We start from the raw sequence: 20,820 nt of genomic DNA, 5'->3' as shown, positions 1-20,820 counted from the left end.
CTATTTCAACGCCTCAATCGCCTCCTCATCCTCCCGCCGATGCGCCCACTGATACAACGCCGGCAACACCAGCAACGTCAGCGCTGTCGACGACAGAATCCCGCCAATCACCACCGTCGCCAGAGGTCGCTGCACTTCGGCGCCAGTCCCGGTGGCGAGGGCCATGGGGATGAAGCCCAGGGAGGCGACCAGTGCGGTCATCAGCACCGGGCGCAGGCGGGTGAGGGCGCCTTCGTTGATGGCGCTGTGCAGCGAGTGGCCTTGTTCGCGCAGGCTGCGGATGAAGGCGATCATTACCAGGCCGTTCAGCACCGCCACACCCGACAGGGCGATGAAGCCCACGCCTGCGGAGATCGACAGGGGAATGTCGCGCAGCCACAGAGCCATGACGCCGCCGGTCAGGGCGAACGGGATGCCGGTGAAGACCAGCAGGCCGTCCTTGAGGTTGTTGAACATCATGAACAACAGCGCCAGTACCAGCAGCAGCGCCACCGGCACGACGATCTGCAGGCGTTTGGCGGCCGATTGCAGTTGTTCGAATTGCCCGCCCCAACTGGTCCAGTAGCCGGCCGGGATCTGCACGCCGTTGTCGATGGTGGTGCCCGCTTCTTCGACAAACGAGCCGAGATCCCGACCGCGCACGTTGGCGCTGACGATGACCACGCGTTTGCCGTTCTCGCGGCTGATCTGGTTCGGGCCGAGTACCAGGTCGAGACTGGCGACCTGAGACAGGGCGATGAAGCTGATCTGCTGATTGCCAGCGCTTGCAGGCACCGGAATGAGCAGGCTGGAGAGCCCGTCCACATCGGTTCGCAGTTGCTCGGAGAGGCGCACCACCATGTCGAAGCGGCGGTCGCCCTCATACAGCGTGCCCGCCTGACGACCGCCCAGCGCAATGGCGATGGCGTCCTGCACGTCGGCCACGTTGAGGCCATAACGCGCGGCCTTGTCGCGATCGATGTTGATGGTCAGCACCGGCAGCCCGGTGGTCTGCTCGACTTTGACTTCCGAGGCGCCTGGCACTTTTTGCAGGGTGGCGGCGATTTTTGCGGCGGTCTGGTTCAGCACGTTCATGTCGTCGCCGAAGACCTTTACCGCGACATCGCTGCGCACGCCGGAAACCAGTTCGTTGAAGCGCAACTGGATCGGCTGGGACAGTTCGTAGTTGCTGCCCGGTACACTGGCGGCGGCCTTTTGCAGGTCGGCGATCAGTGTTTCGCGAGACTTGTCCGGGTCAGGCCATTCGCTTTGCGGTTTGAGCATCACGTAGCTGTCGGAGATGTTGGGCGGCATCGGGTCGGCGGCGATCTCGGCGGTGCCGGTGCGGGCGAACACGCGCTGCACTTCCGGGACCTTGTCGATGATGGCTTTTTCCAGACGCTGCTGCATGTCCACCGACTGGGTCAGGCTGGTGCCGGGCACCCGCAGCGCCTGCAGGGCGAAGTCGCCTTCGCTCAGGCTGGGGATGAACTCGCTGCCCATGCGGCTGGCGGTGAACCCCGACAGCACGATCAGCAACAAGGCCATGCCGAACGCTATCGAGCGATGCCCCAGTACCCAGCTCAGGATCGGCGCGTAGCGCTGGCGGGCGGTGCGCATCACAAAGCCTTCTTCTTCCTTGACCTTGCCGGTCACGAACATGGCGATGGCGGCAGGTACGAAGGTCACCGAAAGAATCATGGCGCCGAGCAGGGCGATGACCACGGTGAAGGCCATCGGGTGGAACATTTTGCCTTCCACACCGGTGAGGGCGAAGATCGGCAGGTACACGACCATGATGATCAACTGACCAAAGATCAACGGTCGACGGGCTTCTCTGGCGGCGGCGAAGACCTCGTGGAAACGCTCGCTGCGGGTCAGCATGCGACCGTGCTTTTGCTGGGCATGCGCCAGTCTGCGGATCGCGTTTTCGACGATCACCACCGCGCCATCGACAATGATGCCGAAGTCCAGCGCGCCCAGGCTCATCAGGTTGGCGCTGACCTTGTTGGTGAACATGCCGGTGAAGGTGAATAGCATGGCCAGCGGAATCACCATGGCGGTGATCAGCGCAGCACGGATGTTGCCGAGGAACAGAAACAGAATCACGATGACCAGAATCGCGCCTTCGATCAGGTTCTTCTTGACCGTCGCGATGGCTTTTTCCACCAGCGTGGTGCGGTCATAAACCGTTACCGCTTCGACACCTGCAGGCAGTGTGCGGTTGATCTCGGCGAGTTTGGCGGCCACCGCCTGCGAGACGGTCCGGCTGTTTTCACCGATCAGCATGAACACCGTGCCGAGCACCACTTCACGGCCATTTTCGGTGGCTGCGCCGGAGCGCATTTCCTTGCCGATGCCGACCTCGGCCACGCTGCTGATTCTGATCGGCGTGCCCTGCACATTGGCGATGACGATGTTGGCGATGTCGTCCACGGTGCCCAGCTGACCGGGTGCGCGAATCAGTAACTGCTCGCCGCCGCGTTCTATATAGCCTGCGCCGACGTTGGCGTTGTTGCGCTCCAGCGCTGCCACCAGATCGTTCAGCGTCAGCTTGTAGGCGGCCAGTTTTTTCGGATCAGGCGCAATCTGGTACTGCCTGGCGAAACCGCCGATGGTGTTGATCTCGGCCACGCCCGGCACGTTGCGCAACTGTGGCTTGATGATCCAGTCCTGAATCACCCGCAGGTCGGTCGGCGTGTACGGCGTGCCGTCTTCTTTCAGCGCGCCCTCGCGGGCTTCGACTGTCCACAGGAAGATCTCGCCGAGGCCGGTGGAGATCGGCCCCATCATCGCATCGACGCCTTCCGGCAACTGGTCCTTGGCGATCTGCAGGCGCTCGTTTACCAGTTGGCGGGCGAAGAACAGGTCGGTGCCGTCCTCGAAAATCACCGTGACCTGCGACAGGCCCGAGCGCGACAGCGAGCGCGTCTGTTGCAGACCGGGCAGGCCCGCCATGTTGGTCTCGATGGCGAAGGTGATGCGCTGCTCGGTTTCCAGCGGCGAGAAACCGGGTGCGGACGTGTTGATCTGCACCTGTACGTTGGTGATGTCGGGGACCGCATCGATGGGCAGCTTCTGGTAACTGGCGATGCCCAGCCCAGCCATGAGCAACACAGCAAGCATCACGACGATGCGCTGTTCAATCGCGAATTGAATCAACCGTTCAAACATGTGGGGGTACTCGTGGGACGCAGATCAATGGGCGTGCTCGGCGGAGCCTTTGCCCAGCTCCGACTTGAGGATGAAACTGCCGGCGGTGGCCACTTGTGTGCCGGCCGCCAGGCCCTTGACGATTTCCACGTGGCCACCATCGCGGCGGCCAAGTGTCACCGGCGTCAGTTGAAAACCTTCAGCGTTGCGCACGAAGACCGAGGGCTTGTCCTCGACCGACTGGATCGCCGATTCGGGAAGGCTGACCGCCACACTGGACTGCTCGGCGGCGACTTCCACCGAAACGAACAGGCCGGGACGCCATGCGCCCTGGGGGTTGGCCAGCGTCACGCGCACGGCCGCAGCGCGGGTCTGCTCGCCCAGCAGGCTGCCGACGTAGCCGACTCGTCCTTCGACCCGGGCATTCAGGTCGGGCGCACTGACGATGACCGGACGACCGACCACCACCTTGTCCAGATCCCTGGGCGCCACGCCGAAGGTGGCCCAGACACGCGACAGGTCTGACAGCGTGAAGGCGTTGCTGGCCTCGCTGACCATCTCGCCGATGCCCAGGTGCTTTTCCACGACCACGGCGTCAAACGGTGCGATCAGCTCGTAGCGGCTTCCCGCCGAAGGATGGGTGCTGGCACCGATGGCGCTGATCTTCTGCCGCGCGTTGGCCAGGTTAATGTCGGCTTCCTGAAAGTCCTGACGCGCCTGCAAGTAATCCTGCTCGGCCGAGATTTTGTCTTCCCAGAGTTTCTTTTCGCGTTGCAAGGTCAGGCGCGCCAGTTCCTGACGTCGTTGCGCAGCGTTCAATTCGCTGCGCTGATCGGAAATCTGCTGGCTGGCAATCACCGCCAGCACCTGGCCCTTTTTCACCGATTGACCCAGATCGACTTTCACCGCTTCGACCACGCCGCTGACCCGCGGCACGACATGCGCAGTGCGGTCTTCATCGAAGCGGATTTCGCCGGGGAAGGTCACGGTCGTGTTCATCTGCCGAGGTTCGGCGCTGGCCAGCTCAATGCCTGCCGCCTTGATCTGCTCGGCAGTCAGCTCGATGTGTCCTTCTTCCTCTTCTTCATGGGAAGACTCGGAGGCTGCGGCATCCGGTTTCTTTGCCTCGTTGCCGTGCTCCTGCTCGTCAGCATGGCCCTGCCCGGATTCATGCGCGTGCTCATCGGCTGACGGTTCTGGTCCGGCTGCGAACGGCAGCCTCTGCGGGTTCAGGGTCAGACTGCCCAGACCAATGATGACCACCACCGCCAGTGCGATGGCAATGCTTCGTTTGTTGTTCATGAAGGCTCCCGGCGATCAGGTGCATGCAGCACTTTTGGATACGCTCGATACAGGCGGAAAAGGAAAGTCAGGGGTTGAGGCTGAAGCGGTTGAGGTCACCGTGGATTCGCTCGATGGCGACTCTGGCCTCGGTGGCGGTGGCCAGCGATTCTAGGTACTGGCTGCGCGCCGAGATCAGCGTCCGTTGCGCATCCAGCACTTCCAGAAAACCGAACTTGCCCATCTCGAAGCCGCGCGTTGCCGTGTCGACTGCACGTTGCGCGGCGGGCAGGATCACGCGGTCGAAGGACTCGACTTCCTGCGCGGCGGTGTTCCATTGATCGAGGGCGGACTGCGTCTGGGTGCGCAGCCTGAGTTCGACGGCGTTGCGCAGGTCGCGCGACTGGTCGGCACGGCGTGATGCCGCGAGCACGTTGCCCTGGTTTCGATCGAATAGCGGCAGTGGCATCGACAAACCCACGACGTTGACCCGCTCGCGCTCTTCGCGGCTGTACTGGCTGCCGACGCTGACGGTCAGGTCCGGGATGCGCTTGGCGCGCTCCGACCCGAGCGCGGCTTCGCGTTGCTCGATCTGGGTCTGGGCCAGGCGCAGCTCGGCGGACTGATTGAGGGCGGTCAGTAGCTTTGCGCCCGGTGGCAGCTTGCCTGGCGACAGGTCGTTGTAGTCCAGACGTTCGAAAGAGGCGAGCGGCGAACCAGTGGTGCGCGCCAGCTCGCGGTTGCTGTTGATTTTCAGGGTCTCGGCGCGGCGGACCAGCAGGTCGGTTTCGGCCAGTTGCACTTGGGCGCGTGTGGCTTCCACCGGCGATACCTTGCCCGCCCGGACTCGCCCTTCGGCAACCTCAAGGCCGCGCTCGGCCAATGCTCTGGATTGACGGGCCAGCTCCAGGCCAGCCTGTGCCCGCGCGGCTGCGTAAAACGCCTGAACCACTTCGGCACGCAGCTCGTTGCCGCGCCGCTCCAGCTCCAGCTGCGCAGCGTCCTGACCCTTGCTGGCGGCCTCAATGCGCGCCCCGCGCTTGCCGCCCAGTTCCAGGGCCTGACTGAGCATCACGGTGGTGGTGCTGGTCTCGCGGCGGGTGTCTTCCACTTCCCATGACACCGTCGGGTTGGGGATCAGTCCGGCCTGCTGTCGATCGCCTTCGGCGACGCCGATCTCCCACTGGGCTGCGGCAAGTTCCGGGTTACGGGCGAAGGCTGCCTCCAGGGCCTGAGCCAGGCTGATGCCTTGAGCTGCGGCAATGCCAGGGGCAACAAGCGGTAACAACACCAGGCAAAGTGCGGCGACTCTCATAGCGCACTTCCTGCCAATCGATCTGTACGCTGAGCGCGCACGTTATTCTCCAGTCGCATGACTCACCCCATCGAAAGCAAAAAACAAACAGGCACCAGGGCGCTGAAGTTGGCTGAGGGGACTGTATGCAACCGGAGTTATCAGAGGGATTGCTGCAAAATTACGATTTTGTTATCCAGCGGGATGGGCGTTTCTTTTCAGTACACTGCACGGCATCGTCATTCACCGTTCATCAAACAGGAAGCCTGGTTATGCGAATCCTTGTCGTCGAGGACGAGCCGAAAACTGCCGAATACATGCATCAGGGTCTGACCGAAAGTGGCTATATCGTCGATATCGCTGCCACCGGCCTCGATGGTCTCTACCTTGCGCAGCATCAGGCTTACGATGTGGTGATACTGGACGTGAACCTGCCGGAGATGGACGGCTGGGAGGTGTTGAGCCGCCTGAGGAAGACCGTCAGTACCCGCATCATGATGGTCACTGCACGCGGGCGTCTTGAGGAGAAGGTCAAGGGCCTGGAAATGGGCGCCGATGATTATCTGGTCAAGCCATTCGAGTTTCCGGAGTTGCTGGCACGGGTCCGCACGCTGATGCGCCGTAGCGAGCAGACCACCACTTCCAAGGTGTTGCAGGTCGGCGATCTGGAGCTGGATCAGGGGCGCCACAGGGCATTCCGCGGCAGCCAGCGCATCGACCTGACGACCAAGGAATTCGCGCTGCTGCATCTGTTGATGCGGCACAGCGGCGAAGTCATGTCGCGCACCCAGATCATCTCTCTGGTCTGGGACATGAACTTCGATTGCGACACCAATGTGGTGGAGGTGTCGATCCGCCGTCTGCGCGCGAAGATCGACGATCCGTTCGAGACCAAGCTGATTCATACGCTGCGTGGCGTCGGTTACGTACTGGAAGTGCGTGAATGAAGCTGACCCGTCTCTCGACACGTCTCGGATTGACGGTCGCGGCACTCATCGGGTGCCTGGTGCTGGTCATGGAAATGCTCGCCTACGCAGCCATTTCCCGTCAGCTCGATATACGTGCCGAAGACGGTTTGAACGAGAAGTTCAGGCAGATCGAACACAGCATGAGCGAGGGGTTTCTGGGCGTTGTCGACATCGTCCAGTACCCGCACACGCTGCGTGACCAGATCGTCGGGCATGACAGCTTCTCGCTGACCATTCTCGACGTGGGCAACCCTCGGCAAGAATTGATGAGCGTCGGTAACCAGGAGGGACGAAGTCTGCCGGTTCCCGATACCGATGCGCTGCCGCAAGGCTTTCAGGAACTGAAATCCGCCCAGGGCCACAAGATTCTCCTGGGTTACAGGACCGTACGCCTCAAGACCGGTCAGGACGTGCTGGTCAGGCTGTCCATGGACAGGGAAAGCGACACCGTGCTGCTGCACGCTTACGTCAGATCGACCTGTTTGGCCTTGCCGGTGATTCTGCTGCTGGTCGGCTTTGGCGTCTGGTGGGTGGTGCGTCGCGGGCTCAGGCCGCTGGGGGCGTTCAGGAAGGTCACCGCGCTGATCTCGGCCCGCGACCTGTCTCATCGCATGAAAGTGAAGGGCCTTCCTGACGAGTTGCGCGACCTGGCACATGCGGTCAACTTCATGCTGCACAGGCTGGACGGTGATGTGCAGCAACTGGCGCAGTTCTCGGACGACCTCGCGCATGAGCTGCGCTCACCGATGAACAATCTGATGGGCAGGGCGCAGGTCACGCTGTCCAGACCACGCCCGTCGGAGGAGTACAAGCAGGCGCTGGAGTCCTGCACCGAAGAGCTGGAGCGCATGTCGCGCATGATCAGTCAGATGCTGTTTCTGGCCAGCGTCAGCCAGCCCGCAGCGCCGTTGCCGGTCGAGGTCATCGATCTCCGTGAGGAGGCAGACAAGGTCGCTGAACTGTTTTCCTCCTCGGCGGAGGATCGCGACATCACCTTGCAGGTTCAGGGGCACGCCAGGGCGACCGGGGACCGGCTGATGATTCAGCGAGCGATTTCCAATCTGCTGTCCAACGCCATTCGTCACGGTCTGTCGGGCAGCGTGATTACCCTCACGCTTGCCACACATGAGGATGAAGTGTCACTGGCGGTGCGCAATGCGGGGGATGGCATCGATGCCGAGCACCTGCCGCGCCTGTTCGATCGTTTCTATCGGGTGCATGTCAGCCGCGCGCGACAGCAGGGCGGGACCGGGCTTGGGCTGGCGATTGTGCGTTCCATCATGAGCCTGCACGAGGGGCAGGTTACGGTGCAGAGCGAGCCGGGCCAATTCACCACGTTCAGCCTGATCTTTCCTAAACTGGTGTAATGCGTCAGGTTGGTGGTCGTTCTTCAAGAACCTTTCGCTGACCCCCTGCTCATAGTGTGTGAGCGGGTATTGCCCGGATGCTTCCGATGAAGCTGAATCTATAAGGATGGACGTATGACAGTTGCTTTCTGGTGCGTGCTGGTCGCGATCCTGCTGCCGATTATCTGTGCCGGTATCGCCAAGTTCGGCAGCGGCAAATTTGGCAGCGGGCATAATCATGACCCGCGGGCCTTTCTCGACAAGCTGGAGGGGTTCCCGCGCCGTGCGCATGCTGCCCAGCTGAACAGCTTTGAAGTGACCCCGGCGTTTGCCGCAGCGGTGATCATTGCGCACATTGCCGGCAACGCGCAGTTGGTGACGATTGATGTGCTGGCGGTGCTGTTTATCACCAGCCGCCTGCTGTACATCATTTTCTATCTGGCCGATCTGGCCGCACTGCGCTCGCTTGTCTGGCTGGTGGGCATGGGCCTGATCATCGCGCTGTTCGGGGTGTCGGCTTTCCCGGCCGTGTCCTGACAGGCTGTTCGCGACGCTGCCGATCATAGGCAGCGTCGCAACCTGATCAATCGTCTGGCTGGACTTTCTCGAGTTCGGTCTGGGCTTGCTGCAATTCCTTGCGCGAATCGGCGAGCTTGTCCTTGCGCTTGTTGATCTTCTCCGGATCGCCCTTTTCCATGGCCTTGTTCAGGTCGGTCTGACGGCGGCTGACTTCCTGCTTGGCGTCGAGCACCTTCTGCTTGCGCTGTTTGATCAATGACGTTTCGGTGCAGTTGGCGTTGACCTCGGCGAGTGCCTTTTCAAGGCCGGCCTGTTCCGCTTTATTACCCTCGGTCTTGGCATCCTGAATCTTGCTGCTGATTTCCTGACTTTTGATCTGGCATTCGGACTGCACGGGGGAGGGCGCCTGTGCGTCTGCGAACACGGTTGTAGCGAGCAGCGTGCAGCTGGTGAAAAGAATCAGTGGTGATAAAAACTGCATATGAACTCCGTTTGAATACGGACAGAAAAATGAACGTCCGCTACTTAAAACCTGAAATGCTCTGCGCCTGCAATTGCTGGCTCAGTGCCTGTACCTGTGGGTCCTGAAAAAAAGCCCTGAGCCTGGCCGCACGACCAGGACCAATGCCTGGCTCTGCTTGCCATTGCTCAACGCTACGGTCAGCCAGTTCGTGCCAGTTGTCGGGCAGTCTGGCGCCTCCCGTGGGCGGCAGTCCGATGGCCTTAAGCCATGTCTGAAACGGCCGTTCGCGTGCGGTTTGCAGGCTGTCGAGCAGTTTAGCGCTACTGCGTTCAGCGAAGCCGGGAATGTTAACAAGCTCAGCATGATTCAGGGTCATCCAATCGAGTAAGCCCATGATTTGGCCGTTCTCGATAAGCGTGTTCCAGGTCCCCGGACCAACACCGGGCAGTGCCAGGCCTTTCTTGCCGCTGAGCCATGCCAGTCTGGCGCGGAACTGGCTTTCACAGCCCGGTGTGGCTTGCCAGCAGCTGAGTTCATGAAAGTCTTCGGCTCGCGGAATGATCATGTCAGCTCGTTCAGCGGCACGGGACACCACGCCATCGAGTCGTGGAATCGTCAGTCCGGCCAGGCTCACGGCGATCTGATCGCCAGGCCTGATATCCAGTGTTTGCCAGCGCTGCAGCGAGCCCGTGCTGATGCGGCTGACGGTACGGTCGTCGAGGCGTACCGGGGTCAGCTCCAGCACCGGCGTAATCCTGCCACTGCGGCCGATCTTGAAGTTGACCTTGCGCACCTCGGCCAGCGCCTGGGCGTAGGGATGTTTCCAGGCGGCGATCCAGTAAGGCGCACTGGCTTGCCAGCGCTGCGCGGGTGGGCGTTGGCCTTGACGCATGATCACGCCATCCGTGGCGAACGGCAGGGGATTGCGATACCAATGCTCGCGCCAGCGTGCGGCCTTGGCGTAGTTTTCCAGTGGATGCGTATAGGCCGCGCTGTCCTCAAAACCCATGGCTTGCAGGCCAGCGAGACGTTGCGCCATAGCGGCAGGCCCGTTCGGCCAGTCCCAGACAAACAGCCCGATGGCGTCGGCCTGCTGCGGGCTGATTGTCTGCCGCGCCAGTAATCCTGCGACCTTGCTGCGCGCGTTGACGCTGCCGGACGCGGACTGAATATGGTCGTCCAGCCGCCAGTACAGCTCGCCTTGCAGTATCGGGGATTCAGCCTGGGGCAACTTTTGCGGAATGGCCTTGATCAGTCGCGCCTGCGAGGTCCAGTCCTGCCCCTTGCGCCCGTCACCACGACTGATCGCCTGCACAAGCTGGCCTTGTTCATAGACCAGCGTGACGGCTACGCCATCGACCTTGGGTTGAATCCACAGATCGTTGCGGCCTTTGAGCCAGCCCTTGACGCTGCCTTTGTCGGCCAGCTTGTTGACGCCCGTGTGCGGAACGGGATGAGGTAACGGGCCAACGGCTGTCTTTAGCGGATCGGACTCGGGTGTGGAAACGGCAAAGCACGAGCGCCACAGGCTCAGCTTCTGCCGCGCCTGATCGTAGAGCTCGTCCGGGATTTGCGAAATGCCCTGCCGGTGGTAACTGTCGTCCCAATCAGCAATCTGCTGTTGCAAGGCCGTGACCTCGCTGCGCGCCTTGGCTGCAGGCCAGTCAGGGCATTGGCTGGCATGGCCGAGGCCGGGCAGAAGGAACAGAAGAGCACACGTCATCAGTCGAACGGTGGGCAGCATCGAAGCATCCTTGCTTTAGGAATGGGCCCGATGAGGCTAGTCGTTGTCGTGTGGTGAAGGGGTAGGGCTTGGTTACCGGGTTTTGCCATTGCGCAGGTAGGCATGTCCACGCGGAGTGCTCAGTGACTGAACCGGCGTCTTCGTAAGCAAGCTCACACGCCCTTCGGGCAGAAGCGCAGAGTATCGGGCACGATAGTTGAGGTTATCGTTCCTCACGCTCCAGCGTGGGAACGCAGTTCTCGACGCTCTGCGTCGTCAAGAGGACGCGGAGCGTCCAGAAAGGCATGCGACGCAGAGCGCCGCACGATAGTCGCGCCTGCACCGGCGTCTTCGTAAGCAAGCTCACACGCCCTTCGTGCAGAAGCGCAGAGCATCGGGCACGATAGTTGAGGTTATCGTTCCTCACGCTCCAGCGTGGGAACGCAGTTCTCGACGCTCTGCGTCGTCAAGAGGACGCGGAGCGTCCAGAAAGGCATGCGACGCAGAGCGCCGCACGATAGTCGCGCCGGCACCGGCCTCTTCGTGAGCAAGCTCACACGCCCTTCGGGCAGAAGCGCAGAGCATCGGGCACGATAGTTGAGGTTATCGTTCCTCACGCTCCAGCGTGGGAATGCCTTGGGTGACGCTCTGCGTCACAAGTCTGCGGCGCGCCGCATTTTCTTGATCGGACTCGGAGCTTCCATATCTCCAGACGAAAAAAAGCCCCGAAACGACCAGGTCGTCCGGGGCTTTTTTCTGGGGTTTTACAAGCCGGCAGCTGCGCGCAGGGCGTCGGCGCGGTCGGTTTTTTCCCAGGTGAAGGCGGTGAAGGTGTCATCGCCAACGGTCATTTCGACCGGGATACGGCCGAAGTGGCCGTAGGCTGCAGTGGCCTGGTACATCGGGTGCAGCAGGTCGAGCATGGTGGTGATTGCGTAAGGACGCAGGTCGAAGTTGTCGCGGACCAGCTTGATGATCTTGTCATCGGACAGCTTGCCGGTGCCGAACGTGTTCAGCGAGATCGAAGTCGGTTGAGCGACGCCGATGGCGTAGGACACCTGAATCTCGCAACGCTCGGCCAGGCCGGCAGCGACGATGTTCTTGGCGACGTAGCGACCGGCGTAGGCAGCCGAACGGTCAACCTTCGATGGGTCCTTGCCGGAGAAAGCACCGCCGCCGTGACGTGCCATGCCGCCGTAGGTGTCGACGATGATCTTGCGGCCGGTCAGACCGCAGTCGCCTACCGGGCCACCGATGATGAAGTTGCCGGTCGGGTTGATGTGGAACTGGGTGTCCTTGTGCAGCAGGTGCGCAGGGATGACGTGCTTGACGATCAGCTCCATCACGCCTTCGCGCAGGTCCTTGTACGACACATCCGGGTTGTGCTGGGTCGACAGGACGATGGCGTCGACGCCGACCACCTTGCCGTTTTCGTAACGGCAGGTAACCTGGGATTTGGCATCCGGGCGCAGCCACGGCAGCAGGCCGGATTTACGCGCTTCGGCCTGACGCTGCACCAGCTGGTGGGAGAAGGTGATCGGCGCTGGCATCAGCACGTCGGTCTCATTGCTGGCATAGCCGAACATCAGGCCCTGGTCGCCAGCGCCCTGATCTTCAGGTTTGCTGCGGTCAACGCCCTGGGCGATGTCTACCGACTGCTTGCCGATGATGTTCATCACGCCGCAGGTCGCGCCGTCGAAACCGACGTCGGAGCTGTTGTAGCCGATGTCGAGGATGACGTTACGCACGATGTCTTCCAGATCGACCCAGGCCGAAGTCGACACTTCGCCAGCGATGATCGCCACACCGGTCTTGACCAGTGTTTCGCACGCTACACGGGCGTATTTGTCTTCAGCGATGATGGCGTCCAGAACCGCGTCGGAAATCTGGTCGGCGATCTTGTCCGGATGCCCTTCGGACACGGACTCGGAGGTGAAAAGTGAGTATTCGCTCATCTCTACGGGTTTCCTTCATTTTACCGATGGTGAGTGTCGCCAGCCGGTCGCTGAAAATGGCGAACCTGGATCTGGAAACCATTACGTAAGCCTACATAGAGGCTTTCCCCGGGAACTAGCCCCGCAGCGATGGCCCAACGGGCCAGGTCTTCCTGCTCGAAACCTAACCAGAGATCGCCACAGGCCTCCCTGGCCCAACTCTGGTCATGACTACACAATTCTGTTACCAGCAGGCTACCGCCGGGTTTTACATGTTCGGCCAGTTGCCTCAAGGCTTCGGCCGGTACCGCGAAATGATGCAACACCATGTTGAGGACGACGCAATCGGCGCTGACTTTAGCGTCGGTCAGTGCATCGGCCAGCCTCAGCTCAACGTTAGCCAGTGCCTTGCGCTCGCAGACGCCACGCGCCAGGTCGAGCATGACCGGGCTGTTGTCCATCGCGATGACCTGAGCGAAGCGTCGCGCCAGCTCAGGGAGGAAGCCGCCGTCACCGGGGCCTACTTCCAGAGCGGTTGCCTGGGCGCCGAAGCTCAGTTTGTCGAGCAAGGTCAGCAGGCTTTCGCTGTACTGCGCCAAACCGGCGATCAGGTCCTGCTGGGCACGAAACTTTTCTGCGGTACGGGCGAAAAAATCCTGGCTGGCCAATGCCCGTTGCCGATGCACCAGGCCAATACGGCTTTGTACGTCGTCCGGCAAGTCCAGCGTATCCACTTCATCGAGCAGCGCCGCATGCAGCCTGCCACCCGGCAAGTCGGTGTGGGGCAGGGCGCGCCGGTAGAAAATCGCGTTGCCTTCACGCCGTGTCGCGACCAGATCAGCCTGCGCCAGCACCTTGAGGTGGTGGCTCATGCCGGACTGGCCGATGGCGAAAATCTGCGCCAGTTCCAGTACGCCGAACGAGTCGTTGGTCAGCACACGCAGCACGTTCAGCCGCAAGGGATCGCCGCCGGCCTTGCACAATGCAGAGAGGTCGTCGCATGCATCGTGTCGAATGGCAGGTACACGCAGGTTCATAGCTGCGCAGTCTAGAGAGCGATCCGGAGTGTCGCAAGGGCAATATCAAAAAGTTTTGATATTGCTGGATGGGTGGCGCCGGTCAGGCGTTGTGAACTTGTCGTGCAGACGGGTGATCCAGTCTTTGCGTACCAAATAATGTCCGCAACCCCGGAAAAAAGCCTATGGTCGTCTATCTGTGATTGCCCCCGGCCTGTCCGTGAGGGAAAATAGCCTTCTTTTTCTCAATCCTATTTCTTAATTCCCAGGAGATCAGCGATGCCAAGCCGTCGTGAGCGTGCCAACGCTATTCGTGCCCTCAGCATGGATGCCGTGCAAAAAGCCAACAGCGGCCATCCGGGTGCCCCCATGGGCATGGCGGATATCGCCGAGGTTCTTTGGCGCGATTATATGAAACACAACCCGGCAAACCCTTCGTTCGCCGACCGTGACCGTTTCATCATGTCCAACGGCCACGGCTCGATGCTGGTCTATTCGCTGCTGCACCTGACCGGCTACGACCTGTCCATCGACGACCTGAAAAACTTCCGTCAATTGCACAGCCGTACTCCCGGCCACCCGGAATACGGTTACACGCCTGGCGTCGAGACCACCACCGGTCCGCTGGGTCAGGGCTTTGCCAACGCCGTCGGTTTCGCTGCCGCCGAGAAGACACTCGCCGCACAGTTCAACCGTCCAGGCCACTCCATCGTCGATCACCATACCTACGTGTTCATGGGCGATGGCTGCATGATGGAAGGTATTTCCCACGAAGCGGCCTCGCTGGCCGGTACGTTGCAACTGAACAAGCTGATCGCGTTCTACGACGACAACGGCATCTCCATCGATGGCGAAGTGGAAGGCTGGTTCACCGACGATACGCCGAAGCGTTTCGAGTCCTACGGCTGGTTGGTGATCCGCAATGTCGACGGTCATGACCCTGAAGAAATCAAGACGGCCATCGAAACCGCTCGCAAGAGCGATCAGCCAACGCTGATCTGCTGCAAGACCACCATCGGTTTCGGTTCGCCGAACAAGCAGGGCAAGGAAGAGTCCCACGGTGCGCCGCTGGGTGCCGACGAAATCGCCCTGACCCGTGCTGCGCTGAAGTGGAACTACGGTCCTTTCGAAATCCCGGCTGATATCTATGCCGAGTGGAACGGGAAGGAAAAAGGCCTGGCTGCCGAAGCCGAATGGGATCAGCGTTTTGCTGATTATTCCGCCGCTTTCCCGGAGCTGGCCAACGACTTCATTCGTCGCATGAGTGGGCAATTGCCTGCTGATTTCGCTGAAAAATCAGCGGCTTATGTCGCCGAAGTCAACGCCAAGGGCGAAACCATCGCCAGCCGCAAGGCCAGCCAGAACGCGCTGAGCGCACTGGGCCCGTTGCTGCCGGAAATTCTGGGTGGTTCGGCTGACCTGGCCGGGTCCAACCTGACCATCTGGAAAGGCTGCAAGAGCATCACCGGCGAAGACCCTAACGGCAACTACCTGCATTACGGTGTTCGTGAGTTCGGCATGGGCGCCATGATGAATGGCATCGCCCTGCACGGCGGCTTCGTGCCTTACGGCGCAACCTTCCTGATCTTCATGGAATATGCTCGCAACGCGGTGCGTATGGCCTCGTTGATGAAGAAGCGCGTGATCTACGTATTCACCCACGACTCCATCGGTCTGGGCGAAGACGGCCCGACTCACCAGCCGATCGAGCAGTTGACCAGCCTGCGTACCACGCCGAACCTGGACACCTGGCGCCCTGCGGATGCGGTGGAATCGGCCGTGGCCTGGAAACACGCTATCGAGCGTGACGATGGCCCGTCGGCACTGATCTTCTCCCGTCAGAACCTGACTCACCAGGCACGCGACGAGAAGCAACTGTCCTACATCGCGCGTGGCGGTTACGTACTGCGTGATTGCGCGGCCGAGCCTGAGCTGATCCTGATCGCGACCGGTTCGGAAGTCGGTCTGGCCGTGCAGGCGTACGACAAGCTGACCGAACAGGGTCGCAACGTGCGCGTGGTGTCCATGCCATGCACCAGCATTTTCGAAGCTCAGGATGCTGCGTACAAGCAGGCGGTGCTGCCGTTGCAGGTCAGCGCGCGTATTGCCATCGAAGCGGCTCACGCCGACTACTGGTACAAATACGTCGGCCTGGAAGGACGCGTGATCGGCATGACCACCTTCGGCGAGTCGGCCCCTGCGCCAGCGCTGTTCGAAGAGTTCGGGTTTACGCTGGAAAACGTCCTGAGCACTGCTGAAGAGCTGCTGGAAGACTGATCAGCTATGTGATGTTGATGTTGTGGGAGCGGACCGGGCGACGCTTCGCTCCCACATGATTGTTATTCCCTGGCGAAAATTTCATGCCCCAGCCCCGCCCTTACAAAGTTGCTCTGAACGGCTACGGCCGTATTGGTCGTTGTGTCGTTCGCGCGCTGTGCGAGCGAGGGGCCAAGGCCGGGTTTGAAGTAGTTGCCATCAATGATCTGGCTGACATGGCCAGTCTCGAATACCTCACGCGCTTTGACTCCACACACGGCCGGTTTCCCGGCGAAGTGCGGGTCGAAGGGCAATACCTGCACATCAATGACCACCGGATCAAGGTGCTGCGCAGTGCGACGCCGGAAGGCATCGACTGGGCCGGTCTGGAAGTCGATCTGGTGCTCGAGTGCTCTGGCGTCTACAACACTCGCGAAGACGGCCAGCGTTTTCTGGATGCCGGCGCGCCGCGGGTGCTGTTTTCCCAGCCGATGGCCAGCGAACGGGATGTCGATGCCACCGTGGTGTTCGGCATCAACCAGCACAAGCTGACTGGCCGCGAGCTGCTGGTCTCGGCCGCGTCGTGCACCACCAACTGCAGTGTGCCGCTGCTGCGCTTGCTGGATCAGGCGATCGGCCTGGAATACATGACCATCACCACCATCCACTCGGCGATGAACGATCAACCGGTGATCGACGCTTATCATCACGAGGATCTGCGCCGTACCCGCTCGGCTTTCCAGTCGATCATTCCGGTGTCCACCGGTCTGGCGCGAGGAATCGAGCGGCTGCTTCCGGAACTTGCCGGCCGAATTCAGGCCAAAGCTGTTCGCGTGCCGACGGTGAATGTGTCCTGTCTGGACATTACCTTGCAGATGTCGCGAGACACCGATGCCGTGGAGATCAACCGTATCCTGCGTGAGGCCGCCACCAGCGGCCCGCTCAAGGGGCTGCTGGCCTACACTGAACTGCCGCACGCCAGTTGCGATTTCAACCATGACCCGCATTCGGCCATTGTCGATGCGAGTCAGACCCGCGTTTCCGGACCCCGGCTGGTCAATCTGCTGGCCTGGTTCGACAACGAGTGGGGCTTTGCCAATCGAATGCTCGACGTCGCCGATCACTTTCTGCGCGTCGCTGACCAATAACAGTAAAAAAACAGGAATGCTCATGACCGTCTTGAAGATGACCGACCTCGATCTGCAAGGTAAACGTGTACTGATCCGCGAAGACCTCAACGTCCCGGTAAAGGACGGCGTGGTCAGCAGTGATGCACGTATCCTCGCTTCGCTGCCGACCATCAGGCTGGCGTTGGAGAAGGGCGCGGCCGTCATGGTCTGCTCGCACCTTGGCCGCCCGACAGAAGGTGAGTTTTCTGCCGAGAACAGCCTCAAGCCGGTTGCCGACTACCTGAGCAAGGCGCTGGGTCGTGACGTTCCGCTGGTTGCCGATTACCTGGACGGTGTCGACGTGAAGGCCGGTGATGTCGTCCTGTTCGAGAACGTTCGCTTCAACAAGGGCGAGAAAAAGAACGCCGACGAGCTGGCGCAGCAATACGCAGCGCTGTGCGACGTGTTCGTGATGGATGCCTTTGGCACCGCGCACCGTGCCGAGGGTTCTACTCACGGCGTGGCCAAATTCGCCAAGGTGGCCGCAGCAGGTCCGTTGCTGGCCGCCGAGCTCGAAGCGCTGGGCAAGGCCCTGGGTGCTCCAGCCCAGCCGATGACCGCCATCGTTGCCGGCTCCAAGGTCTCCACCAAGCTGGACGTGCTCAACAGCCTGAGCGGCATCTGCAATCAGTTGATCGTCGGCGGCGGCATTGCCAACACCTTCCTGGCTGCAGCCGGTCACAAGGTCGGTAAATCGCTGTACGAACCTGATCTGCTCGACACCGCACGCGCCATCGCCGCCAAAGTCAGCGTGCCGTTGCCGACTGACGTGGTGGTTGCCAAGGAGTTCGCCGAGAGCGCTGCCGCTACCGTCAAGCTGATCGCCGACGTCGCCGATGACGACATGATTCTCGATATTGGCCCGCAAACTGCTGCGCATTTCGCCGAATTACTGAAATCTTCAGGGACTATCCTGTGGAACGGTCCGGTCGGCGTGTTCGAGTTCGATCAGTTCGGTGAAGGCACCAAGACGCTGGCCAAGGCCATCGCTGAAAGCCCGGCGTTCTCCATCGCGGGCGGCGGCGACACGCTGGCAGCCATCGACAAGTACGGTGTTGCGCAACAGATTTCCTACATTTCGACCGGTGGCGGTGCGTTCCTCGAGTTCGTGGAAGGCAAGGTTCTGCCAGCGGTGGAAGTGCTCGAACAACGCGCCAAGGCTTGAGTGAAAGCTTTGGACAAGGAGTGGTCAATGGTCAGGGCGTTACCGTGGTTTCTCATCGCAGGTTTGTTGGCCGGTTGCGCGGGCAAGCCTGCGGCTGAAGAGGTGGAGAGCGACTCCCCGACCCAACCGCTCCAGCTAAGCTGCTATCAGGCGGGCTGGCAGGCAGAAACGGTGCCGGTGGTCTACAAACGCGGCGGTCCGGAGGTGTGGGATCGTTATCAATTCATGCCGCGGACCGGCAATGTAGGTTGCCTGTGAGCCAGGTCTGAAACCCGTTGGCAACATTGACGGGCTTCAGCGGTCTTTAAAGGGTGGATATTTTTCCGCGAAAGGAGTTTCGCCATGAAGATCGCTGCCCTGGCTCTGATGAGCTGCATTGTACTGGCTGGTTGTACCGGTTCTGGCTCGCGTGCCAAGACCTGTCAGATATTCAGCCCGGCCGCCGTGAATGTGCCGACGACTGAAAACAGTCAACGGGTCGAGGCACATGTCACCGGTGAGCCGGCCGATGACCGAAATCAGGAACAGAACTGCCCCTGACAGTTGAAACGACCGGCACGTGCCGCGTTTCGCAGGGCAGCCAGGAGACGTAATGAAAGGCGTGATTGCCCTTGGGGTTTTGGCAGTGCTTGGCGGTTGTTCGAGCATGAGTTCACCGCAGCAGAATGACCCCTGGAATCGCTGGGTATGCGACAGCAATGCAGAGGTCAACTGGCGCTACATCGACTCGGCCAAGAAGGAAGTCGATGTGCGTCTGAATCAGAGCGATCAGGTGTTCAGGCTCAAGGCCGAACCCGGCGCTGCCAGCGGTACGCTGTACAGCAACAATGTGTTGGCATTCGTCAACAAGGGTAGCGAGGGCCTGATCTACTGGGACGCTACCAACGATCTGATCGGTCGCGGCTGCAAGGCCAGATAAGTCGGATCTCGGGCACACACGCACGGCCTCGCGGCTGAGCTTATAACTTGAATGGCAGCCGCCACTACGGCAGGCTTGCTCGACTAACGACCCTACCGGGAGAGACACAGACAATGGCACTTATCAGCATGCGCCAGATGTTGGACCACGCAGCCGAATTCGGCTACGGCGTTCCAGCTTTCAACGTAAACAACCTGGAACAGATGCGCGCCATTATGGAAGCGGCCGACAAGACCGACTCCCCGGTGATCGTCCAGGCTTCTGCCGGTGCCCGCAAGTACGCCGGTGCGCCGTTTCTGCGTCACCTGATCCTCGCCGCGATCGAAGAGTTTCCGCACATCCCGGTGGTTATGCACCAGGACCACGGCACCAGCCCTGACATCTGCCAGCGCTCGATCCAGCTGGGCTTCAGCTCGGTGATGATGGACGGCTCGCTGCGTGAAGACGGCAAGTCTCCGGCCGATTACGACTACAACGTCGACGTTACCCGTCGCGTGGTGTCTTTCGCTCACGCCTGCGGCGTTTCCGTGGAAGGCGAGCTGGGCGTGCTGGGTTCGCTGGAAACCGGCATGGCCGGTGAAGAAGACGGCGTTGGTGCGGAAGGTGTTCTGGATCACAGCCAGATGCTGACCGACCCGGAAGAAGCCGCCGACTTCGTCAAGCGCACTCAGGTCGATGCCCTGGCCATCGCCATCGGCACCAGCCACGGCGCTTACAAGTTCACCAAGCCGCCTACCGGCGACATCCTGGCGATCGAGCGTATCAAAGAGATCCACAAGCGCATCCCCAACACTCACCTGGTGATGCACGGTTCTTCGTCTGTTCCACAGGAATGGCTGAAGATCATCAACGAGTTCGGCGGCGACATCAAAGAAACCTACGGTGTGCCGGTCGAAGAAATCGTTGAAGGCATCAAGCACGGCGTGCGCAAGGTCAACATCGACACCGACCTGCGTCTGGCGTCCACCGGTGCCATCCGCGAGTTCATGGCCAAAAACCCGAGCGAGTTCGACCCGCGCAAGTACCTGGCCAAGACTGTTTCGGCCATGCGTGACGTCTGTATCGCCCGTTACGAAGCATTCGGCACCGCTGGCAACGCCTCGAAGATCAAGCCGATCTCCCTGGACGCCATGTTCGAACGCTACGCGCGTGGCGAACTGGATGCCAAGGTCAACTGAGTTGACTGAGCATTGAAGAAACCCGCAGAAATGCGGGTTTTTTTATGTCGGGTCAAAAGTAACTGCGCGGCGAATGAATGTGACGCGGAGCGTCACGAACTGCATGCCCACGCTGGAGTGGTGTGACCCCCGAAGGTTGGACAATTATCCACCTACGCTGCCTTGGCAGCCTGCATTCTGTATTCCACAGGACTCAGGCCGTTAAGCTTCAGTTTTATGCGTGAGTGATTGTAATACTCAATGTACTCTTCGATACCCGCTTGAAGCTCATCCAGATCGTTAAATTTGTTCAGGTAGAAAAATTCGGATTTCAGTGTGCTAAAAAAGCTCTCAATAGCCGCGTTGTCGTAGCAGTTACCCTTGCGCGACATGCTGGCTGCGATCGAATTCTCATTGAGCAGTCGCTGGTAAATAGGCATCCGATATTGCCAGCCTTGGTCGGAATGCAAAATCGGCT

The 20,820-nt window shown here is 60.7% G+C and carries 18 protein-coding genes; 10 read left to right on the top strand and 8 right to left on the bottom strand.

Annotated elements, in window-relative coordinates; genetic code table 11:
• From GE543_RS15495 to GE543_RS15485, 3 genes are all read right to left on the bottom strand, one after another.
• Nucleotides 1–3,153, bottom strand: a complete 3,153-nt coding sequence (locus tag GE543_RS15495; protein ID WP_153221809.1) for a CusA/CzcA family heavy metal efflux RND transporter — start codon at nucleotides 3,151–3,153, stop codon at nucleotides 1–3.
• Between the two features lie 24 nt (nucleotides 3,154–3,177).
• Complete coding sequence (locus tag GE543_RS15490; RefSeq protein WP_153221808.1) at nucleotides 3,178–4,434, bottom strand: efflux RND transporter periplasmic adaptor subunit; 1,257 nt, start codon at nucleotides 4,432–4,434, stop codon at nucleotides 3,178–3,180.
• Between the two features lie 67 nt (nucleotides 4,435–4,501).
• Nucleotides 4,502–5,728, bottom strand: a complete 1,227-nt coding sequence (locus GE543_RS15485; RefSeq protein WP_153221807.1) for a TolC family protein — start codon at nucleotides 5,726–5,728, stop codon at nucleotides 4,502–4,504.
• A gap of 251 nt (nucleotides 5,729–5,979) precedes the next feature.
• On the opposite strand from GE543_RS15485, the gene GE543_RS15480 reads away from it, so the two are divergent.
• The 3 genes from GE543_RS15480 (at nucleotide 5,980) to GE543_RS15470 (ending at nucleotide 8,558) form a co-directional block, all read left to right on the top strand.
• Nucleotides 5,980–6,654 carry a heavy metal response regulator transcription factor gene (locus GE543_RS15480; RefSeq protein ID WP_003372647.1) on the top strand — a complete coding sequence of 225 codons (675 nt, stop codon included), beginning with the start codon at nucleotides 5,980–5,982 and terminating at the stop codon, nucleotides 6,652–6,654.
• On the top strand, nucleotides 6,651–8,042 hold the full coding sequence (locus tag GE543_RS15475; protein ID WP_103689851.1) for a heavy metal sensor histidine kinase: 1,392 nt from the start codon (nucleotides 6,651–6,653) through the stop codon (nucleotides 8,040–8,042). The genes GE543_RS15480 and GE543_RS15475 overlap by 4 nt, the downstream gene beginning before the upstream one ends.
• 114 nt (nucleotides 8,043–8,156) lie before the next feature.
• A complete protein-coding gene (locus GE543_RS15470) occupies nucleotides 8,157–8,558 on the top strand; it encodes an MAPEG family protein (protein ID WP_003405186.1) in 402 nt (133 codons plus the stop codon).
• A gap of 46 nt (nucleotides 8,559–8,604) precedes the next feature.
• On the opposite strand, the gene GE543_RS15465 is transcribed toward GE543_RS15470, so the two are convergent.
• The 4 genes from GE543_RS15465 to GE543_RS15435 all read right to left on the bottom strand — a co-directional run bounded on the left by GE543_RS15465 (nucleotide 8,605) and on the right by GE543_RS15435 (nucleotide 13,697).
• Nucleotides 8,605–9,021, bottom strand: a complete 417-nt coding sequence (locus GE543_RS15465; protein ID WP_003420111.1) for a DUF1090 domain-containing protein — start codon at nucleotides 9,019–9,021, stop codon at nucleotides 8,605–8,607.
• 40 nt (nucleotides 9,022–9,061) lie between these two features.
• Nucleotides 9,062–10,747: an NAD-dependent DNA ligase LigB gene (ligB, locus tag GE543_RS15460; protein ID WP_153221806.1), complete on the bottom strand. Its 1,686-nt coding sequence runs from the start codon at nucleotides 10,745–10,747 to the stop codon at nucleotides 9,062–9,064.
• 743 nt (nucleotides 10,748–11,490) lie between these two features.
• Nucleotides 11,491–12,681 carry a methionine adenosyltransferase gene (gene metK, locus GE543_RS15440; protein WP_003372639.1) on the bottom strand — a complete coding sequence of 397 codons (1,191 nt, stop codon included), beginning with the start codon at nucleotides 12,679–12,681 and terminating at the stop codon, nucleotides 11,491–11,493.
• A 20-nt stretch (nucleotides 12,682–12,701) separates the two neighbouring features.
• A complete protein-coding gene (locus GE543_RS15435) occupies nucleotides 12,702–13,697 on the bottom strand; it encodes a metalloregulator ArsR/SmtB family transcription factor (RefSeq protein WP_046270130.1) in 996 nt (331 codons plus the stop codon).
• 258 nt (nucleotides 13,698–13,955) lie between these two features.
• On the opposite strand from GE543_RS15435, the gene tkt reads away from it, so the two are divergent.
• The 7 genes from tkt (at nucleotide 13,956) to fba (ending at nucleotide 20,363) form a co-directional block, all read left to right on the top strand.
• Complete coding sequence (gene tkt, locus GE543_RS15430; protein ID WP_103690093.1) at nucleotides 13,956–15,953, top strand: transketolase; 1,998 nt, start codon at nucleotides 13,956–13,958, stop codon at nucleotides 15,951–15,953.
• Nucleotides 15,954–16,036: 83 nt separating this feature from the next.
• A complete protein-coding gene (gene epd, locus GE543_RS15425) occupies nucleotides 16,037–17,080 on the top strand; it encodes an erythrose-4-phosphate dehydrogenase (RefSeq protein ID WP_010432325.1) in 1,044 nt (347 codons plus the stop codon).
• 22 nt (nucleotides 17,081–17,102) lie between these two features.
• Nucleotides 17,103–18,266 (top strand): phosphoglycerate kinase, encoded by a 1,164-nt coding sequence (locus GE543_RS15420; protein WP_153221805.1) that lies wholly within the window; start codon nucleotides 17,103–17,105, stop codon nucleotides 18,264–18,266.
• Nucleotides 18,267–18,293: 27 nt separating this feature from the next.
• Nucleotides 18,294–18,524: a hypothetical protein gene (locus GE543_RS15415; RefSeq protein ID WP_153221804.1), complete on the top strand. Its 231-nt coding sequence runs from the start codon at nucleotides 18,294–18,296 to the stop codon at nucleotides 18,522–18,524.
• Nucleotides 18,525–18,608: 84 nt separating this feature from the next.
• Entirely contained in the window at nucleotides 18,609–18,806 is a 198-nt protein-coding gene (locus GE543_RS15410) for a hypothetical protein (protein ID WP_003316353.1), read from the top strand.
• Nucleotides 18,807–18,858: 52 nt separating this feature from the next.
• Nucleotides 18,859–19,185, top strand: coding sequence for an MliC family protein (locus GE543_RS15405; protein ID WP_003320832.1), 327 nt, complete (start codon nucleotides 18,859–18,861; stop codon nucleotides 19,183–19,185).
• A 113-nt stretch (nucleotides 19,186–19,298) separates the two neighbouring features.
• Complete coding sequence (fba, locus tag GE543_RS15400) at nucleotides 19,299–20,363, top strand: class II fructose-bisphosphate aldolase (RefSeq protein ID WP_003316351.1); 1,065 nt, start codon at nucleotides 19,299–19,301, stop codon at nucleotides 20,361–20,363.
• A gap of 152 nt (nucleotides 20,364–20,515) precedes the next feature.
• Here fba and GE543_RS15390 read toward each other — a convergent pair.
• Nucleotides 20,516–20,820 (bottom strand): IS3 family transposase (locus GE543_RS15390; protein ID WP_153221803.1); only part of this gene is annotated, 305 nt, incomplete at its 5' end.

This window comes from Pseudomonas sp. SZ57 (assembly GCF_009495975.1).
In the GTDB taxonomy this organism is placed as follows: Bacteria; Pseudomonadota; Gammaproteobacteria; order Pseudomonadales; family Pseudomonadaceae; genus Aquipseudomonas; species Aquipseudomonas syringae.
Note: the sequence above shows the minus strand (reverse complement) of the source record. Positions and strands in the feature narration are given on the sequence as shown.